Annotated in this window: 16 protein-coding genes and 1 riboswitch; of the genes, 14 read left to right on the forward strand and 2 right to left on the reverse strand. The window is 69.0% G+C overall.

Annotated elements, in window-relative coordinates; all coding sequences use genetic code 11:
* Nucleotides 1-161 precede the first annotated feature (161 nt).
* The 6 genes from HTY53_RS16405 (at nt 162) to HTY53_RS16430 (ending at nt 7,159) form a co-directional block, all read left to right on the forward strand.
* The gene (locus HTY53_RS16405; protein ID WP_174107662.1) at nt 162-1,709 is read left to right on the forward strand and encodes a carboxyl transferase domain-containing protein; all 1,548 of its coding nucleotides are present in this window, start codon (nt 162-164) and stop codon (nt 1,707-1,709) included.
* 116 nt (nt 1,710-1,825) lie between these two features.
* On the forward strand, nt 1,826-2,833 hold the full coding sequence (locus HTY53_RS16410) for a tripartite tricarboxylate transporter substrate binding protein (protein ID WP_254599985.1): 1,008 nt from the start codon (nt 1,826-1,828) through the stop codon (nt 2,831-2,833).
* Nucleotides 2,834-2,837: 4 nt separating this feature from the next.
* The gene (locus HTY53_RS16415) at nt 2,838-5,048 is read left to right on the forward strand and encodes an acetate--CoA ligase family protein (protein ID WP_174107663.1); all 2,211 of its coding nucleotides are present in this window, start codon (nt 2,838-2,840) and stop codon (nt 5,046-5,048) included.
* On the forward strand, nt 5,045-6,463 hold the full coding sequence (locus tag HTY53_RS16420; protein WP_174107664.1) for an acetyl-CoA carboxylase biotin carboxylase subunit: 1,419 nt from the start codon (nt 5,045-5,047) through the stop codon (nt 6,461-6,463). The genes HTY53_RS16415 and HTY53_RS16420 overlap by 4 nt, the downstream gene beginning before the upstream one ends.
* A gap of 14 nt (nt 6,464-6,477) precedes the next feature.
* Entirely contained in the window at nt 6,478-6,690 is a 213-nt protein-coding gene (locus tag HTY53_RS16425; protein WP_006580124.1) for an acetyl-CoA carboxylase biotin carboxyl carrier protein subunit, read from the forward strand.
* A gap of 28 nt (nt 6,691-6,718) precedes the next feature.
* The gene (locus tag HTY53_RS16430) at nt 6,719-7,159 is read left to right on the forward strand and encodes a PaaI family thioesterase (protein WP_371557741.1); all 441 of its coding nucleotides are present in this window, start codon (nt 6,719-6,721) and stop codon (nt 7,157-7,159) included.
* 198 nt (nt 7,160-7,357) lie between these two features.
* Here HTY53_RS16430 and thiD read toward each other — a convergent pair whose 3' ends face one another.
* On the reverse strand, nt 7,358-8,197 hold the full coding sequence (gene thiD, locus HTY53_RS16435; RefSeq protein ID WP_174107666.1) for a bifunctional hydroxymethylpyrimidine kinase/phosphomethylpyrimidine kinase: 840 nt from the start codon (nt 8,195-8,197) through the stop codon (nt 7,358-7,360).
* A gap of 119 nt (nt 8,198-8,316) precedes the next feature.
* Nucleotides 8,317-8,410, forward strand: a riboswitch (S-adenosyl-L-homocysteine riboswitch).
* 123 nt (nt 8,411-8,533) lie between these two features.
* Here thiD and ahcY point away from each other — a divergent pair.
* The 4 genes from ahcY to HTY53_RS16455 all read left to right on the forward strand — a co-directional run bounded on the left by ahcY (nt 8,534) and on the right by HTY53_RS16455 (nt 12,221).
* Complete coding sequence (gene ahcY, locus HTY53_RS16440; RefSeq protein WP_174107667.1) at nt 8,534-9,952, forward strand: adenosylhomocysteinase; 1,419 nt, start codon at nt 8,534-8,536, stop codon at nt 9,950-9,952.
* A gap of 160 nt (nt 9,953-10,112) precedes the next feature.
* On the forward strand, nt 10,113-10,466 hold the full coding sequence (locus HTY53_RS16445) for a phage holin family protein (RefSeq protein WP_174107668.1): 354 nt from the start codon (nt 10,113-10,115) through the stop codon (nt 10,464-10,466).
* Nucleotides 10,467-10,516: 50 nt separating this feature from the next.
* Nucleotides 10,517-11,347, forward strand: a complete 831-nt coding sequence (gene metF, locus HTY53_RS16450) for a methylenetetrahydrofolate reductase [NAD(P)H] (RefSeq protein ID WP_174107669.1) — start codon at nt 10,517-10,519, stop codon at nt 11,345-11,347.
* Nucleotides 11,348-11,435: 88 nt separating this feature from the next.
* Nucleotides 11,436-12,221 (forward strand): Mut7-C RNAse domain-containing protein, encoded by a 786-nt coding sequence (locus HTY53_RS16455; RefSeq protein WP_174107670.1) that lies wholly within the window; start codon nt 11,436-11,438, stop codon nt 12,219-12,221.
* A gap of 3 nt (nt 12,222-12,224) precedes the next feature.
* On the opposite strand, the gene HTY53_RS16460 is transcribed toward HTY53_RS16455, so the two are convergent.
* A complete protein-coding gene (locus tag HTY53_RS16460) occupies nt 12,225-12,845 on the reverse strand; it encodes a 5-formyltetrahydrofolate cyclo-ligase (RefSeq protein WP_174107671.1) in 621 nt (206 codons plus the stop codon).
* 149 nt (nt 12,846-12,994) lie between these two features.
* Here HTY53_RS16460 and HTY53_RS16465 point away from each other — a divergent pair, with 149 nt between their 5' ends.
* The 4 genes from HTY53_RS16465 to HTY53_RS16480 all read left to right on the forward strand — a co-directional run bounded on the left by HTY53_RS16465 (nt 12,995) and on the right by HTY53_RS16480 (nt 18,387).
* Nucleotides 12,995-14,965 carry a lytic transglycosylase domain-containing protein gene (locus tag HTY53_RS16465; RefSeq protein WP_174107672.1) on the forward strand — a complete coding sequence of 657 codons (1,971 nt, stop codon included), beginning with the start codon at nt 12,995-12,997 and terminating at the stop codon, nt 14,963-14,965.
* Nucleotides 14,966-15,174: 209 nt separating this feature from the next.
* Complete coding sequence (locus tag HTY53_RS16470; protein WP_174107673.1) at nt 15,175-16,194, forward strand: complex I NDUFA9 subunit family protein; 1,020 nt, start codon at nt 15,175-15,177, stop codon at nt 16,192-16,194.
* Between the two features lie 233 nt (nt 16,195-16,427).
* Nucleotides 16,428-17,117 (forward strand): glutathione S-transferase family protein, encoded by a 690-nt coding sequence (locus HTY53_RS16475; RefSeq protein ID WP_174107674.1) that lies wholly within the window; start codon nt 16,428-16,430, stop codon nt 17,115-17,117.
* A 25-nt stretch (nt 17,118-17,142) separates the two neighbouring features.
* Nucleotides 17,143-18,387, forward strand: a complete 1,245-nt coding sequence (locus HTY53_RS16480) for a multifunctional CCA addition/repair protein (protein WP_174107675.1) — start codon at nt 17,143-17,145, stop codon at nt 18,385-18,387.
* The last annotated feature ends 109 nt before the right edge of the window (nt 18,388-18,496 follow it).

An 18,496-nucleotide genomic window follows, 5' to 3' on the forward strand; every position in this document is an offset into this window, starting at 1 on the left:
CTACCGTGTCCTGATATGTCGTTATGGCGGACACCCTAACAGCCGCCGATGTCTCGCGCAAGGTTTTCCTCAAAAGAATCAACGGCTTGCTGCTTTCGCTTCCGCTGGCACGGTTGCTGCGCTGGTTGTCCCCACAGCAAACAAGCAACAGGAGACAACGCGTGTCGTGGCAACCCGAAATCGATGAACTGGCCTACCGCCGCCAACTGGCGGCCCAACTCGGTGGGCCGGACAAGGTCCAGCGGCACAAGGACGCCGGCAAGCTGACGGTGCGCGAACGCATCGATGCGCTGGCCGACCCGGGCTCCTTCCATGAGGTCGGCAGCCTGACCGGCAGCGGCCAGTACGACAGCAACGGCCGGCTGGTCGGCTTCACGCCGGCCAATCTGGTGATGGGGCGCGCCCGCGTCGACGGCCGCCCGGTGGTGCTGGTCGGCGACGACTTCACCGTGCGCGGCGGCGCCAACGACGGCGCGGTCGGCGACAAGCTCGTGCACGCCGAGAAGATGGCGCGCGACCTGCGGCTGCCGATGGTGCGGCTGGTCGACGGCACCGGTGGCGGTGGCTCGGTGCGCAATATCGAGACCAAGGGCCATACGTTGATTCCGACCATGAAGGTGTGGCAGCACGTGGTCGAGAACATGTCGCTGGTGCCGGTGGTGTCGCTGGCGCTGGGCTCGGTGGCCGGCATGGGCGCGGCGCGGGTTGCCGCCAGCCACTACTCGCTGATGGTCAAGGAGACCTCGCAGCTGTTCAACGCCGGCCCGCCGGTGGTCGCGCGCATCGGCCAGCATCTGACCAAGAACGAGCTGGGCGGCAGCCATATCCACACCCGCAATGGCGTGGTCGACGACGAGGTCGCCAGTGAAGAAGAAGCCTTCGCCCGCGCGCGTCAGTTCCTCTCGTACCTGCCGACCTCGGTGTTCGAGCTACCGCCGCGCGCGGAGCCGACCGACGATCCGGCGCGGCGCGACGAATGGCTGCTGTCGGCGATTCCGCGCGACGGCCGCGCGGTCTACAAGATCCGCCCGATCGTGCAGACGCTGGTCGACTCGGGCTCGTTCTTCGAGATCGGCCGGCATTGGGGCCGGGCGATCGTCACGGGTCTGGCGCGCGTCGACGGCTGGCCGGTCGCGGTGGTGGCCAGCGACCCGTACTACTACGGCGGCGGCTGGGACAGCGCGACCGCGGAGAAATTCACGCGCTTCGTCGACATGGCCGAAGCCTTCCATCTGCCGGTGATCAATCTGGTCGACATCGCCGGCTTCCAGATCGGGCTCGAGGCGGAGAAAGCCGGAACGATGCGCTACGGCGTGCGTGCGCTGGCCGCCGTCTACCAGGCCACGGTGCCGTGGTGCTCGGTGATCCTGCGGCGCGCCTACGGCGTCGCCGCCGCCGCGCACCAGCATATGGGCCGCTTCAACTTCCGCTATGCCTGGCCTTCGGGCAACTGGGGCTCGCTGCCGATCGAGGGCGGGCTCGAGGTCGCCTACAAGGCCGAGATCGAGGGGGCCGACGATCCGGTGCAGAAGCGCGCCGAGATCGAGCAGCGCGTGCGCAGTCTGACCTCGCCGTTCCGCAGCGCCGAGGCCTTCGTCATCGAGGACATCATCGATCCGCGCGATACGCGGGCGCTGCTGTGCGAATTCGCCAACCTGGCGGCGCCGCTGCGCGAGGCCGGTGTGCGCAAGTTCGGCATCCGGCCATGAGGAACGGCTGCTGCGAAGGATCGGCAAGGACAGCGGCAAGGACAGCGATCACGACAACCACGACCACAACGACAACAACAACGACAACAACAACGACAGCCAACATCAAGGAGACCATGATGAATCGAACCCATCGACCGATGCGCCGCGCCACGCTGGCGCTGGCCGCCCTCGGCGCCATCGCCGCCGCAGCGGCCGTCGTGCCCGGCACCGCCGCCGCGCAGGAAAACTGGCCGAGCAAGCCCGTCACCATCATCGTGCCGTTCCCGGCCGGTGGCATGACCGACGTGCTGGCGCGTCGCATCGCCAAGGACATGGCGGTCGATCTGAAGCAGCCGGTCGTGGTCGAGAACCGCGCCGGTGCCAGCGGGCAGATCGGCACCGAGATGGTGGCGCGCGCCAAGCCCGACGGCTACACGCTGCTGGTCTCGGCGACGCACCATGTGATCAACCCCGCGGTGCGCGGCACGCTGCCGTACGACGCGGCGAAGGACTTCACGCCGATCGCGCTGCTGGCGACCACGCCCAACGTGCTGGTCGTCAACAACAATATCCCGGCCTCGACGCTGCCGGAGTTCCTCGCCTATGCGAAGAAGCAGAAGGAGGGGCTGTCGTTCGGCTCGTCGAGCATCGGCGGCGCGACCCATATGTCGGGCGAGCTGCTGAAGCTGATGACCAAGGCGCCGATGGTCCATATCCCGTACAAGGGCGCCACGCCGGCGATGGCGGACCTGCTCGGCGGCCAGATCCCGGCGCTGTTCCACGATGCGATGACGATGGCGCCGTACGTCAAGGACGGCAAGGTCAAGGCGATCGGCACGACCTCGGCCAAGCGCAGCGACGCGCTGCCCAATGTGCCGACCATCGCGGAGCAGGGTGTGGCCGGCTACGAGGCGACCACCTGGATCGGCTTCTACGGCCCGGCCAATCTGCCCAAACCGATCGTCGACCGGCTCAACCGCGAGGCCGTCAAGAGCATGAACGCGCCCGACTCGAAGGCGAGCCTCGCGCAATCGGCGACCACGCCGGGCACGATGACGGCCGAGCAGTTCGGCGGCTTCGTGCAGGCCGAGCTCGCCAAGTGGAAGCGCGTGGCCAGCGAAGCCAAGGTCAAGGTGGAATGACGCGATGACCGATCTTCATGTCAATCCGGCGGCGTCGGCAGAAGGCAGCGAGCTGCTGTCGCTGCTGTCGCCGCGTTCGGTCGCGGTGCTCGGCGCCTCCGACAATGCGGTCAAGGCCGGCGGCCGGCCGATCGACTATATGCGGCGGCAGGGCTTTGCCGGCGCGATCTATCCGGTCAATCCGAACCGCGCGACGATTCAGGGGCTGACCGCCTATCCGTCGCTGGACGCACTGCCGGCCGCACCCGACCTGGTCGTGATCAGCGTGCCGGGTTCGGAGGTCGAACAGGCGATCGACCAGTGCCTGGCGATCGGCGCGCGCGGCGCGGTGATCTATTCCTCCGGCTTCGCCGAATTGGGCGAGGCCGGCGCGGTGCAGCAGCGGCGGCTGGTCGAACGTGCCCGCGCCGGGGGGCTGCGGCTGTTCGGTCCGAACACGCAGGGCCTGGCCAACTTCGCCAGCGGCGCGATCGCGCATTTCTCCACGATGATCAACGAAGAGCCGGGCCAGGACGGCCCGGTCGCCATCGTCAGCCAGAGCGGCGCGGGGTCGGCCATCGTCTACGGCGGGCTGCGCCGCAAGGGCATCGGCGTGCGCTATATGGTCGCCACCGGAAACGAGGCCGACGTCAGCGCCGCCGAGGTCGTGCGCGCAGTGCTGCACGACGAGCAGGTTCGCGTGGTGCTGCTCTATATCGAGTCGCTGCGCGACCCGCAGGTGCTGGCGCAGGCCGCGCGGCTGGCGCACGAGCGCGACGTGCCGATCCTCGCCGTCAAGGCGGGCCGCACGCGCTCGGGCCAGTTGACCGCAAGCTCGCACACCGGCGCGCTGGCGGGCGAGGATGCGCTGGCCGATGCCTTCCTGCGCCGACATGGCATCGTGCGCGTGGCGGACTTCCGCGAGCTGGCCGAGTACTGCCAGGTCTTCGTCGGCAGCCAGCGGCCGCGCGGCGATGGCGTAGTGGCGATCAGCAATTCCGGCGCGACCTGCGTGCTGGCGGCCGACGCGGCCGAGGACGAAGGGCTGCGCCTGGTCGAGTTCGATACGGCGGGGACCGAGGCGCTGCGCGCCGTGCTGCCGAGCTACGTCAGCGCGCGCAATCCGATCGACATGACCACCGCGCTGCTGGGCCAGCCGCAGATCTTCGGCCGCACGCTCGACGCGGTGGCCGCGCGCGGTGCCGCCGACATGATTCACGTCGGCTTCCCGATCGGCGGCGAGGGCTACGACTTCGACGACTTCTCCGCGCAGACCGGGCGATTCGCTGCGGCCAGCGGCGTGCCGGTCGTGGTCAGCGCCAATCAGGAGTGGGTGGCGCAGGCCTTCCGCCAGCACGGTGTGCCGGTGTTCGACAGCGAACGCGCGGCGATGCGTGCGCTGGGTCTGCTGTCGCGCTATGTGCAGGCGCGTGCCACGGTGCTGGCGGCACCACTTGCACCACTGGAACCACTGGCGGCACTGGCGGCAATGGACGCGACATCGGTGCCGGCTTCGGGCGGCGCTGCGGCTGCGTCCGCCACCATCACGCTCGACGAAGTACAGAGCCTCGCGCGGCTGGCCGCAGCCGGGCTGCCAGCGGTCGCCCATCGCCTGTGCCGCGACCGCGTGCAGGTGCGACGCGCCGTGGCCGAGTTGGGTTTGCCGGTGGTCGCCAAGGGCGTGTCGGCGTCGATCACGCACAAGTCCGAGTACGGGCTGGTGCGCCTGGGCCTGGACAGCGAAGAACGTGCGCTGGCCGCCTTCGACGAACTCGATGCGATGCTCGTCACGCTGGCCGCCGAGCAGGGCGTCGAACACGGCGGCGTGCTGATTGCGCGCCAGCACAAGGGGGCGTTCGAACTCGCGGTCGGCGCGCATCGCGACCCGGTGTACGGGCCGGTGGTGATGATCGGGCAGGGCGGCGTGCTGGTCGAGGCGCTGGACGACGTGCAATTCCTGCCCGCGCCATTCTCGGCCGCGCAGGCGCGCGACGCCATCGCCCGCCTGCATGTCGCGCGCGCGTTCGGCGCGGTGCGCGGCATGCCGGCGGTCGATGTCGAGCGGCTGGCGGCGATGCTGGTGGCGCTGGGCGACTGGTTCGCCAGCGGCGAGGCCGGAAGTGAGGCCGAGTCGGTCGATGCCAATCCGGTGATCGTGCCGCGCGGCGATGCCGCCCCGGTGATCGTCGATGCCGTCGTCGTGCGACGCGCTGCCGATGGCGAGGTGCCGCGATGACGCCCAGATTGCAGATCCGTCCGTTGCGCCGCGTGCTGGTCGCCAACCGCGGCGCGGTGGCCGCGCGCATCCTGCGCGCGCTGAACGCGCAGGGCATCGAGTCGATCGCCGTCTATTCCGACGCCGATGCCGAAGCGCCCTACCTGCAGCAGGCCACCGTGCGCGTGCGCCTGGGCGAGGCTCCGCCGCTGCAGAGTTATCTGAATCAGGACGCACTGCTGCAGATCGCGCGCGAGCATGGCGCCGACGGCGTGCATCCGGGCTACGGCTTTCTGTCGGAGAACGCCGGCTTTGCCGAATGCGTGGAGGCGGCGGGTCTGTGTTTCATCGGTCCGTCGTCGCGCTGGATTCGCCGGCTCGGCCACAAGACCGAGGCGCGCGCGCTGATGGCGACCCACGGCATGCCGATGACGCCGAGCAGCGCGGTGCTGCCCGACGATCCCGTCGTCGTCGCCCAGGCAGCGGCGCGCATCGGCTATCCGGTGCTGATCAAGCCCGCCGGTGGCGGCGGTGGCATCGGCATGCTGCCGGCGCGCGACGACAGCGAACTGGCCGCGGCATGGCAGCGCGCGCGCTCGGTCGCGCAGCGCAGCTTCGGCCAGGCCGAGCTGTATCTGGAGAAGCTGATCGAGCGGCCGCGCCATATCGAATTCCAGCTGCTCGCCGACCGTTACGGCGGCGTGCGGGTGCTGGGCGAGCGCGACTGCTCGGTGCAGCGGCGCCATCAGAAGGTCATCGAGGAGGCTCGCGCGCCCAACGTGCCGGCCGACGAGATCGATGCGATGGCAAGGCGCCTGGCCACGCTGCTGGCGACGCTCGGCTACGACGTGATCGGTACCGTCGAGATGCTGTACACGCGGGAAACCGGCTTCGTCTTTCTCGAGCTCAATACGCGCCTGCAGGTCGAGCACGCGGTCACCGAGCAGGTCACCGGCATCGATATCGTCGCGGCGCAGTTGCGGCTGGCGCGCGGCGAGCCGATCGAGGCGGTATTGCCGGCGCCTGTCCGGCTGCGTGGCCACGCGATCGAGGCGCGCGTCTATGCCGAGGACCCGGTGCGCTTTCTGCCGTCGCCGGGGCCGCTGACGGTGTATCGGCCGCCGGTGGGCGAGGGCGTGCGGGTCGAGACCGGCTATGCCGAGGGCGGCCGTGTCACCCCTTACTACGACCCGATGCTCGCCAAGGTGATCGCCACCGGTGCCGATCGGCCGCAGGCGATTGCGCGGCTGCGCGCGGCGCTGGACGCCTTCGCCATCGACGGCGTCAAGACCAATATCCCCTTTATCCAGCGGGTGCTGGCAGACGACGAATTCATCGCCGGACGCATCGATACGGGCCTCGCGCAGCGCGTGCTGTCCGGCGGAACGATGACCACCGGCGCGACGCCGGAAGCCGCATCCACCCTGACATCCTGATCCCGGAGTTCCCCATGAAGCAAATCGAAGCGGCCGTCGCCGGCCATGTCTGCGCCGTCGACGTGCAAGTTGGCGCTACCATTGCGGCCGGCGATGCCGTGATGACCATCGAGTCGATGAAGATGGAAATCCCGCTCGAGTCCGAGCAGGCCGGCGTCGTCAAGGCCATCCTGGTGCAACCCGGCGATGCGGTCGCCGAGGGCCAGGTCGTGATCGAACTCGAGTAAGGAAGTGGTTTTGGAAAGCAGTACGCAAATCGTCCCGCAGATCGTTCCGGTCGCGCCGGGCACGGCCGAAAAGCCCTATTTCGGCATCGACGTCCCGCTGATGCGGCATCTGGGCCTGCAGCCCGTCCATATCGAGGAGGGGCTGTGCCGGACGCGGCTGCCCGCGAATCCCGCTCTCGTCAACAGCCGTGGCGACGTACATGGCGGCACGCTGATGGCGGTGCTGGACTTCACGCTCAGCGGCGCGGCGCGCTCGCATGCGCCGCTGGAGACCGGCGTGATCACGATCGACATGTCGACCCACTTCCTGGCGGCCGCGCGCGGCGAACTGACCTTCGAAGCCCGCTGCATGCGGCGCGGCGCGCGGATCGCGTTCTGCGACGGCGAAGTCAAGGACGCCGCCGGCAATGTGGTGTGCGTGGCGCGGGCGGCGTTCAAGCTGGTGCCGCTGGCGGCCGGGGGGAATTGAGGGGGTTGATGATCGGCCTCGCTGGCTGAGCGGGCGCCCTTTGCCCTCTCCCCCGGCCCCTCTCCCGCAAGCGGGCGAGGGGAGCCAACCGGCGATAACGGCAGCGTGGCCTACGTCGTACGCAGACCTCACTCCCCTCTCCCGCTTGCGGGAGAGGGGTGGGGGAGAGGGCAAGCGAGCGCCTCTCCCCAACTGACTTCACCCCAACACCCGCGGCGCGAAGCCGTGGTTCAGCGGGCCGTTGCCGGCCCCGAGCCGCAGGTCCGCGCCGGCGGCGATGGCCTGGGCCACGAAATCCAGCGCAGTGCCGACCGCCTGCTCGAGCGCGTCGCCGCGCGCCAGTTGCGAGGCGATCGCGGCGGCCAGCGTGCAGCCGGTGCCGTGCAGATTGCGGGTATCGATGCGCGGATGGCTGAATACCCGCACGCTGCCGTCGGCGCTCATCAGCAGGTCGTCCAGGCTGCCTTGCTCGCCCCCTTGCTCGCCGGCTTCCGCCAGATGTCCCCCCTTGAGCAGCACTGCCTGGCAGCCCAGTTCGATCAATTCCTGCGCTGCGCGCTCCATGTCGGCGCGGCGCGTGACCGGGCGGCCCAGCAGGTACGAGGCCTCGGGCAGGTTCGGCGTGACCAGCAGCGCGCGCGGGAACAGCAGCTGCACCATCGCCTGCGCGGTGGCGTCGTCCGACAGCGTCGCGCCGGAGGTGGCGACCATCACCGGATCGACCACCAGCTTGCGCAGGCCGTGACGGTCGACCGCGGCAGCCACCGCCTCGACGATCGCCGCCGTGCCCAGCATGCCGGTCTTGGCCGCGTCGATGCCGATATCGCCGGCCACCGCGTCGATCTGCGCCGCCACCATCTGCGCGGGAATCGCGTGCACGCCGGTCACGCCGAGCGTGTTCTGCGCCGTGATCGCGGTGATCGCGCTCATGCCGTAGCAGCCGAGCGCGGCGAAGGTCTTCAGGTCGGCCTGGATGCCGGCGCCGCCGCCGGAGTCGGAACCGGCGATGGTCAGGGTACGCGGGGGAAGGGCGGTCATAACGAGTCGAAAGGCGAGGTCCGGGACGGGCGGCGGCGGCTTGCGGGCTCGGTCCGGACCAGCCGAAAAGAAATCGGAGAGCGGCACACCGTCGCCGCGCAGGGCAGGTACAATACCGCCACTCCGAGGAGCGTTGCAACGGACGGCGCGCGGGCCAACCCCGCATTCTGCCATCCGCCAGGCTCGGAATGTCTTCAACGGCGCTCGCTGAACCGTGGTTCGCACGGTGGCGAGTCGACCTATCCGCACGCTGCGTCAGCTTCCCTGCCGACCGCAGCCCATCCGCGGAACCCGTCCCCTCTGTTCACCGGCGTCCACTCTTCGACGGAGTGAATCATGAACGCTGTAACCGAACTGAAGAACGATTTCGTGGTGGCCGACATCGGCCTGGCCAACTGGGGCCGCAAGGAAATCGCCATCGCGGAAACCGAAATGCCCGGCCTGATGGCGATCCGCGAGGAATTCGCCGCCAGCCAGCCGCTCAAGGGCGCCCGCATCGCCGGCTCCCTGCACATGACGATCCAGACCGCCGTGCTGATCGAGACGCTGAAGGCGCTCGGCGCCGACGTGCGCTGGGCCTCGTGCAACATCTTCTCGACCCAGGACCACGCCGCCGCCGCGATCGCCGCCTCCGGCACGCCGGTGTTCGCCTTCAAGGGCGAATCGCTGAAGGAATACTGGGACTTCACCCACCGCATCTTCGACTGGGCCGACGGCGGCACGCCGAACATGATCCTGGACGACGGCGGCGATGCCACGCTGCTGCTGCACCTGGGCGCGCGCGCCGAGCGCGATCCGTCGGTGATCGCCAACCCCGGCAGCGAGGAAGAGACCTACCTGTTCGCCGCGATCAAGGAAAAGCTGGCCAAGGATCCGGGCTGGTACAGCCGCAACCTGGAAGCGATCCGCGGCGTCACCGAGGAAACCACCACCGGCGTGCACCGCCTGTACCAGATGGCCCAGAAGGGCGAACTGCGCTTCCCGGCGATCAACGTCAACGACTCGGTCACCAAGAGCAAGTTCGACAACCTGTACGGCTGCCGCGAATCGCTGGTCGACGGCATCAAGCGCGCCACCGACGTGATGATCGCCGGCAAGGTCGCGGTGGTGTGCGGCTACGGCGATGTGGGCAAGGGCAGCGCCCAGGCGCTGCGCGCGCTGTCGGCACAGGTGTGGGTCACCGAGGTCGACCCGATCTGCGCGCTGCAGGCCGCGATGGAAGGCTATCGCGTGGTGACGATGGAATACGCGGCCGACAAGGCCGACATCTTCGTGACCTGCACCGGCAACTACCATGTGATCACCCACGACCACATGGCGAAGATGAAGGACCAGGCGATCGTCTGCAATATCGGCCACTTCGACAACGAGATCGACATCGCCTCGCTGGAGAAGTACCAGTGGGACGAGATCAAGCCGCAGGTCGACCACGTGATCTTCCCCGACGGCAAGAAGCTGATCATCCTGGCCAAGGGCCGTCTGGTGAATCTGGGCTGCGCGACCGGCCACCCGTCGTACGTGATGAGCAGCTCGTTCGCCAACCAGACGCTGGCGCAGATCGAGCTGTGGCAGGAGCGCGATAGCGGCAAGTACCCGGTCGGCGTCTACACGCTGCCCAAGCATCTGGACGAGAAGGTGGCGCGCCTGCAGCTGAAAAAGCTCAACGCGCAGCTGACCGAGCTGACCGACCAGCAGGCCGCCTATATCGGCGTGCCGAAGGAAGGTCCGTACAAGGCGGATCACTACCGTTATTGACGTGGTTTTCTCCCTCTCCCGCTCGCGGGAGAGGGTTGGGGAGAGGGAAGCGACGCCAGGCACCGGCAAGACGGTGAATATGACGACCGCCCAGGCCCTCTCCCCCGGCCCCTCTCCCGCAAGCGGGAGAGGGGAGCAAACCAACCGACAAGGAGTTGCCATGAGATTGCTGGCGGTATGGATCATCAACGCGCTGACGCTGTTCGCGATCAGCGCGGTGGTCGACGGCATCGAAGTGCGGGGCTTCGGCTCGGCGATGATCGCGGCGGCAGTGCTGGCCGTCATCAATACGCTGATCCGGCCGATCCTGGTGCTGCTGACCTTGCCGGTCACGCTGCTGACGCTGGGCTTGTTCATCTTCGTGATCAACGCGCTGCTGTTCCTGTTCGTCGGCAATCTGCTGTCGGGCTTCACCGTGTCGGGCTTCTGGACTGCGCTGCTCGGTTCGCTGCTGTACAGCGTGATCTCGACCCTGCTGGCCGGCCTGCTGCTGCGCGACCGCGAAGTGGCCTGACGCCGGGCGCTCCTCCTTCCAGCGCCGCCTCGTCGGCGGCGCCACCCATCATGCAAGACCGCTACTACAGCTTCGAGTTTTTCCCGCCCAAGACGCCCGAGGGCCGGGAAAAGCTGCGCAATACCCGTGCGCAACTGGCCCCGCTTGGGCCCAAATACATCTCGGTGACCTTCGGCGCCGGCGGCACCACGCAGCAGGGCACGCTCGACGCCGTGCTGGAGATCCAGCGCGACGGCATCGACGCCGCGCCGCACCTGTCCTGCGTCGGCTCGACCCGCGACGGCATCCGCGAGATCCTGCGCACGTACCGCAACAACGGCATCCGCCATATCGTCGCGCTGCGCGGCGACATGCCCTCCGGCATGGGCGAGATCGGCGAATTCCGCTACGCCAACGAGCTGGTGGAATTCATCCGCGCCGAGACCGGCGACTGGTTCCATATCGAAGTGGCCGCCTATCCGGAGTACCACCCGCAGGCGCGCTCCCCGCGGCACGATCTCGAGAACTTCGTGCGCAAGGTCAAGGCCGGCGCCGATTCCGCGATCACGCAGTACTTCTTCAACGCCGACGCGTATTTCCGCTTCGTCGACGACGTACGCGCGCTCGGCGTGGACGTGCCGATCGTGCCCGGCATCATGCCGATCACCAACTATTCGCAGCTGATGCGCTTCTCCGAGATGTGCGGCGCCGAGGTGCCGCGCTGGGTCGCCAAGCGGCTGGAGAGCTTCGGCGACGACCGCGAGGCGATTCGCGCCTTCGGGCTCGACGTGGTCACCGCGCTGTGCGAGCGGCTGCTGGCCGGCGGCGTGCCGGGGCTGCATTTCTACACGCTGAACGCGGCCGGCGCGACCAAGGCGATCTGGCAGCGGCTGAAGCTATAAGGCCGTAAGGCTGTAGTGCTGTAGTACGCCAATCGCGATGGCGGCCATGGGGGGCGGAAGGTGCGCCCCCGATGGCATACTGTGCCGCATGGTTACCGCCACGTTCCGCTTCTACGAGGAGCTGAACGATTTCCTCCCCCCGGCGATGCGCGGACGGGACTGGTCCTGTCCGTGCGCCCGCGCGGCCACGGTCAAGCACATGATCGAGGCGCTCGGCGTGCCGCACACCGAGGTCGAGCTGATCCTGGTCAACGGCGAGTCGTGCGGCTTCGACCGGCTGCTCGCCGACGGTGACCGGGTCTCGGTCTACCCGACCTTCGAGGCGCTCGACGTCACGCCGCTGCTGCGGGTACGCCCGGCCCCGCTGCGGGTCACCCGCTTCGTCGCCGACGCCCACTTGGGCGGGCTGGCCGCCCTGCTGCGGCTGACCGGCTACGACACCCTCTACGACAACCACTTCGACGATCGCGAGATCGAGGCCATCGCCGCGCGCGAGGGCCGCATCGTGCTGACCCGCGACCGCGAGCTGCTCAAGCGCAGCAGCATCACGCACGGCTGCTACGTGCGGGCGCTGAAGCCGCAGGCGCAACTGCGCGAGATCTTCGCGCGGCTCGATCTGCGCCGGCAGGCACGGCCGTTCTCGCTGTGCCTGAGCTGCAATGCACCGCTGCGCGCGGCCTCCAGCGACGAGGTGGCCGACCGCGTGCCGCCGGCCGTGCTGGAGCGGCACGCGCGTTTTTCCACCTGCGATGTGTGCCGCCGGGTGTTCTGGGAGGGCTCGCACTGGCGCCGGATGCGGGCGCTGGTCGATTCGCTGATATTGCCGGCGACGCCGGCGGACGAGCGCACATCCGCCGGCCAGGCCGAACCTTAGCGCCTAGAAGCGCCCGCTCTCCGTCACGATCCAGTCCATCGGGATGTCATGCGCCCCGGGCGCCAGGTCGATCCGGCAGCTTTCGTAGCCAATGCCGATCGCCACCGGCTTGCCGGGCAGCGCGGCGAGCGTGCGGTCGTAGAAGCCGCCGCCGTAGCCCAGACGGAACTTCCGGGCGCTGAAACCGACACAGGGAATCAGCAGCGCGTCGGGCGTCACGGCCGGCGTGCCGTCGGGCACCGGGATGCCGTAGCGGCCCTCGCGCATCGGCGTGTCCGGCGTCCAGCGATGGAAGTCCAGCGGCACCCCCGGGCGGCTGACGGCCGGCAGCGCGGCGTCGCGCCCCGGGGCAGCCGCAAGCCAGCGCGCAACCAGTCCGCGCGCGTCGAACTCCTGCTGGATCGGCCAGTAGAACCCCAGGCAATGCACCGGCAGCCAATCGAGCAGCGCGGCGAGCTCCGCCTCGATGCGCGCATCCAGCTGCGCACGCTGCGCCAGGCTGGCGCGGCGCTCCAGCAGCGCGGCGCGCAGCGCCCGGCGCTCCGGGGCGGGATCGCCCGGCGCCGAAGAGGGCTGCGAGGACGAGGGCAGGGGATCGAGTGGACCGGTCGGTGCGTGGGCCATGAGCTGGAGAAATACGTGCCGAAGCGGGGCGTTAGTCCACGATCGGCCGGTGTGAAGTGCGTGTGATAATGTCCGCGGACTATTGGTTTTCAAGCGGTGCGGCAGCCACATCGAGGGCCGGCCGGGCCGCCACAACAAGGAAAGACAGGATGCGCAAGGGAGTATATCGGCAGCGTGCGGGACAGTTCGCATTGACCGCGATCGCCACCGCATTGAGCTGGACGCTGCTGGCAACGCCGGCCGCCGCGCAGAAGCGCACGGTATCGTCGAACGGGCAGGGCGCCGCGTCGACCATGATCCCGAGCAATCCGGACGACGCCTTCCGGGCGCTGCGCGAGGCCGCGCGCAAGAACGACGTGGCGCGCGCCTATGCGATCTCGGCCACGCTGGTCGACTACCCGGTGCCGTCGTACGTCGAATACTTCCGCATCAAGCCGCAGCTGTTCGACGCCACCGGCCTGGCGCGCATCGATGCGCCCGACGACGAGGTGCGCGCCTTCCTGCAGCGCTACCAGGGCGAGGCGATCGCCGACCGCATGCGCAACGACTGGCTGCTGGTGCTGGGCAAGCGGCGCGACTGGGCCAACTTCGACGCCCAGTATCCGCAGTTCGTGCTGAAGGACGATACCCAGGTCGAGTGCTATGCGCTGCTGTCGCGCGCGCTGAAGGGGCAGAACGTCGCCGCCGAGGCGCGCGCGCTGCTGACCGAGCCGAAGAACTATGGCGAGGGCTGCGTCGACCTGATCGGCTATCTGTACCAGAGCCGCCAGATCACCCGTGCGGACGTCGCCTTCCAGGCCCGCACGGCGCTGGAGCAGAACTACACCACGCTGGCCGGGCGCATCGCCGCCACCGTGCCGGATGGCGCCGTCGACGGCGACACGCTGGCCACCGTGGTCAAGATGGCGCGCAACGACCCCGCGCAGGCCGCCGCCTACCTGACCGCCAGTTCGGGCAGTCTGTCGCGCGACGAGCAGGGTGCGGGCTGGGGCGTGGTCGGCCAGTTCGCCGCCAAGAAGCTGCTGCCCGATGCGGCCGGCTACTTCCGGCGTCAGATCGAGCTGGGCGGCAATCAATGGCTGTCGACCGAAACGCAGGAGTGGCGCGTGCGCGCGGCCCTGCGCCAGGGCGACTGGAAGCTGGTGCGCCTGGCCGTCGAATCGATGCGCCCCGAATTGCGCACCAAGGATCCGGCCTGGACCTACTGGCTGGGCCGGGCGCTGGCCGACGCGGGCCGCACCGAGGAGGCTCGCCAGCAGTACCAGTCGATTGCCAGCGGCTTCAATTTCTACGGGCAGCTCGCCAGCGAGGAACTTGGCCAGCGGATCACGCTGCCGCCGCGTACCCAGGTCAGCGACACCGAGGCCATGGCGATGCGCACCCGCCCCGGCTTTCAGCGCGCCAAGGCGTTCTACGACATGGATCTGCGCTTCGAAGGCAACCGCGAGTGGAACTGGGAGCTGCGCGGCATGAGCGACCGCGAACTGCTGGCCGCGGCCGAGTACGCGCGCCGTATTTCGTTGCTGGACCGCACCGTCAACACCGCCGACCGCACCCAGGCGCAGCACGACTTCTCGCTGCGCTTCCTGATGCCGTTCCGCGACATCATGCAGCGCGCCACCGACGAGGCCGGGCTCGACATGGCCTGGGCCTACGGCATCATCCGCCAGGAGTCGCGCTTCATCATGAATGCGCGCTCGTCCGCCGGCGCGCATGGCCTGATGCAGGTGATGCCCGCCACGGCCAGGTATGTCGCCCGCAAGATCGGCATGACGGACTTCACGCCGTCGATGATGAGCGACCCGAACGTCAACATCCTGCTAGGCACCAGCTACATGAGCATGGTGCTGACGGACCTGGAGAGCTCGCAGACGCTGGCGTCGGCCGCCTACAACGCCGGCCCGGGCCGCCCGAAGAGCTGGCGCACCAGCCTGTCGCGGCCGGTCGAGGGCGCGATCTTCGCCGAGACCATTCCGTTCACGGAGACGCGAACCTACGTCAAGAATGTGCTCTCCAACGCCACGTACTATGCTGCATTGATGCACGGACATCCGCAGTCGCTGAAGGCGCGCCTGGGCACCGTGGTGCCGTCGCAGGTCACCACCACCAGCCTGCCGTGACGATGCTGTGACGGTGCCCTGACGGTGCTCTGAGGGCGCCCTGGTACGCGCCCTTCGGGTACCACTGCCGGCCATGCCTGGCCGGCGCGGTGCGCCGGTGCAAGGCGACGCCGCGCGATGTCCGCCGCTGGGGTCGAACGCTGGGTCGAACGCTGGATCGAAACCCGCCGCGGCAGCCGTGCCGCGGCCACCGTGCCACGGAGGACATCATGCTGACGAGCAATGTACTGGTCATCGGCGGTTCCGGCTTTATCGGCAGTCATCTGGTCGCGCGCCTGTCCGGCGTGGCAAACCGCAGCAACGCGCCGCTCGAGCATGCGACGGTGGTCATCCCGCCGATGGATCCCGAGCGGATCGTCGTCGCAACCCGCAACGAGGACAATGCGCGCGATCTGCTGGCCCTGCCGCGGGTCGAGGTCGTGGTGCTCGATGTCACCGACGAGGCGGCGCTGGACAGCGCGATCGGCTCGCTCGGCATCGAGGGCATCGTCGTCAATCTGGTCGGCGTGCTGCACGGCGGCCGCGGCGACCCCTATGGGCCCGGGTTTGCCGCCGCCCATGTCGAACTGCCGCGCCGGCTGATCGCGTCGATGCGGCGCACCGGCGTTCGCCGGCTGCTGCATATGAGCGCGCTCGGCGCGGACAGCGCCGGCCCGTCGATGTATCTGCGCAGCAAGGGCGACGGCGAGCGGGTGGTGCGCGACAGCGGCCTGGACTGGACCGTGTTCCGCCCGTCGGTGGTGTTCGGCCCCGACGATCATTTCCTCAATCTGTTCGCCAGCATGCAGCGCCTCGCGCCGGTGGTGCCGCTGGCCTGCGCGCAGGCGCGCTTCCAGCCGATCTACGTGCAGGACGTGGCGCAGGCGATGGTCAACGCGATGGCAACCCCGGCGACCATCGGCCGGTGCTACGAACTTGGCGGCCCGCAGGTCTATACGCTGGAGGAACTGGTGCGCTTCGCCGGCGAAGCCTCGGGCCATCCGCGGCCGGTGCTGCCGCTGCCGGATGCGCTGGCGCGGCTGCAGGCCGCGGTGCTCGAACATATGCCGGGCGCCTTGCTGTCGCGCGACAACCTCGATTCGATGCGCCTGGACAATGTGCTGACCGGGCCGATGGCGCCGGAGCTTGGCGTGCAGCCGACCAGCCTGGAAGCGATCATGACGGAGGCGCTGTCGGGCGGCAGGGAGACGCGGCTGGAAGCACTGCGCTCGAGCGTGCATCGGCGGTGAGGGAATGGATTGCGATGCGGTTGATCGAGGGCAGCAGCGGTTCAATCGCTATGTGACCCATATTGACACGCCTTGCGAGTCCAATTCGTTTGGTCCGCCCCGGAGCCGCTCGCTACAATGTTCGGCCTGAAGCCCGGTGTGGCGCCCAATGTCGCGCAATGGCGCGCGATGCCGGCATTTCCCGCTTGCCACACCGTGCGCACCTCGCTCTCTCCCTCTCCAAGGACCCGCAAATGAAGCTCGTCATCGGCAACAAGAACTATTCCTCCTGGTCGTTGCGTCCCTGGCTGGTGATGGCGCATACCGGCATTCCGTTCGAGGAAGTCCCGGTGCGCCTGTTCACGCCGAGCTTCGCCGAGGAGATCGGACGCTATGCGCCGGCCAACAAGGTGCCGGCGTTGGTCGACGGCGATATCGTGGTGTGGGACTCGCTGGCCGTCGTCGAATACCTGGCCGAGCGCTTCCCCGACAAGCCGCTGTGGCCGCGGGACCCCGCCGCGCGCGCGTTCGCCCGCTCGATCTGCGCGGAGATGCATGCCGGCTTCGGCAATCTGCGCAGCCAGCTGCCGATGAACCTGAGCGCGATGCTGCCGGGCATGGGCTGGAACGTCGCGGTGCAGCGCGACATCGACCGCATCGTGCAGCTGTGGAAGGAGGCGCGCGACCGCTTCGGCAAGGGCGGCCCCTTCCTGTTCGGCGAATTCTCGATTGCCGACGCCTACTACGCGCCAGTCGTTTGCCGCTTCGCGACCTATGGCATTCACCTGCCCGAACATGCCAAGACCTATGCCGACCTGGTGCTCGAGCTGCCGGCGCTGCAGCGCTGGATCGCCGCGGCGCGCGAGGAGCGGGATTTCCTGGCACCGGACGAACCGTATCGCGTCGCCCCGGACCGTGACGACGCGATCGTGATCCATCACTGAAGCGTCGGACCGAGGAAGGAGCTCCATGCAGATCTACGCCGTCGGCGGCGCCATCCGCGACCAGTTGCTGGGTACGCCGAGCCAGGATCGCGACTACGTGGTCGTCGGCGCGACCCCGGCGCAGATGGAGGCGGCCGGCTTCAAGCCGGTCGGCAAGGACTTCCCGGTCTTCCTGCATCCGCGCACGCGCGAGGAATACGCGCTGGCGCGCACCGAGCGCAAGACCGCTGCCGGCTACAAGGGCTTCGCGTTCTATTGCTCGCCCGATGTCACGCTGGAGGACGACCTGATCCGGCGCGATCTGACCATCAACGCGATGGCGCAGGCCGTCGACGATGCCGGCCGGCTGGTCGGGCCCGTGATCGACCCGCATGGCGGGCAGCGCGATCTGGCCGCCCGGGTGTTCCGCCACGTATCGCCGGCCTTTGCCGAGGACCCGGTGCGCATCCTGCGGCTGGCGCGTTTCGCCGCGCGCCTGCCCGAGTTCACCGTCGCGCCGGAGACGCTGGCGCTGATGCGGTCGATGGTGGACAGCGGCGAAGTCGATGCGCTGGTGGCCGAGCGGGTCTGGCAGGAACTGGCGCGCGGGCTGATGGAAGCGCGCCCGTCGCGGATGTTCGAGGTGCTGCGCGAGTGCGGCGCGCTCGCGCGGCTGATTCCGGAACTGGACCGGCTGTGGGGCGTGCCGCAGCGCGCCGAGTATCACCCCGAGGTCGACACCGGCGTCCACGTGATGATGGTCGTCGATACCGCCGCCGCGATGCAGGCACCGCTGACGGTGCGCTTCGCCGCGCTGGTCCATGACCTGGGCAAGGGCACCACGCCGGCCGACGTGCTGCCGCGCCATATCGGCCACGAGCAGCGCAGCGTGGCGCTGCTCGAAGCGGTCAGCAAGCGGCTGCGCGTGCCGACCGATTGCCGCGACCTTGCCGTGCTGGTCGCGCGCGAGCACGGCAATATCCATCGTTCCAGCGAATTCGGCGCCGCCGCGGTGACGCGGCTGCTCGAGCGCTGCGACGCGCTGCGCAAGCCCGAGCGCTTCGCCGAGGCGCTGCAGGCCTGCGAGGCCGACGCGCGCGGCCGGCTCGGCTTCGAGCAGCGCGACTATCCGCAACCGGCCCGCCTGCTGGCCGCGCGCGAAGCCGCCGCCAGCGTCGATGCCGGCGCCATCGCGCGCGAATGCGCGGGGCAGGTCGAACTGATCCGCGAGCGCGTGCACGAGGCGCGGGTTGCCGCAGTGGCACGCGCGCTGGGGCAGGCCGGCGACTAGCGCGGCGGCTGCGGCAAGTTATCGCTCAAGTCACCACGGCAAGTCACCGCGGCAAGTCACCGCGGCAAGTCACCGCGGCAAGTCACCACGGCAAGTCACCACGGCAAGT

The organism is Cupriavidus gilardii, from assembly GCF_013314895.1.
Taxonomy (GTDB): Bacteria; Pseudomonadota; Gammaproteobacteria; order Burkholderiales; family Burkholderiaceae; genus Cupriavidus; species Cupriavidus gilardii_C.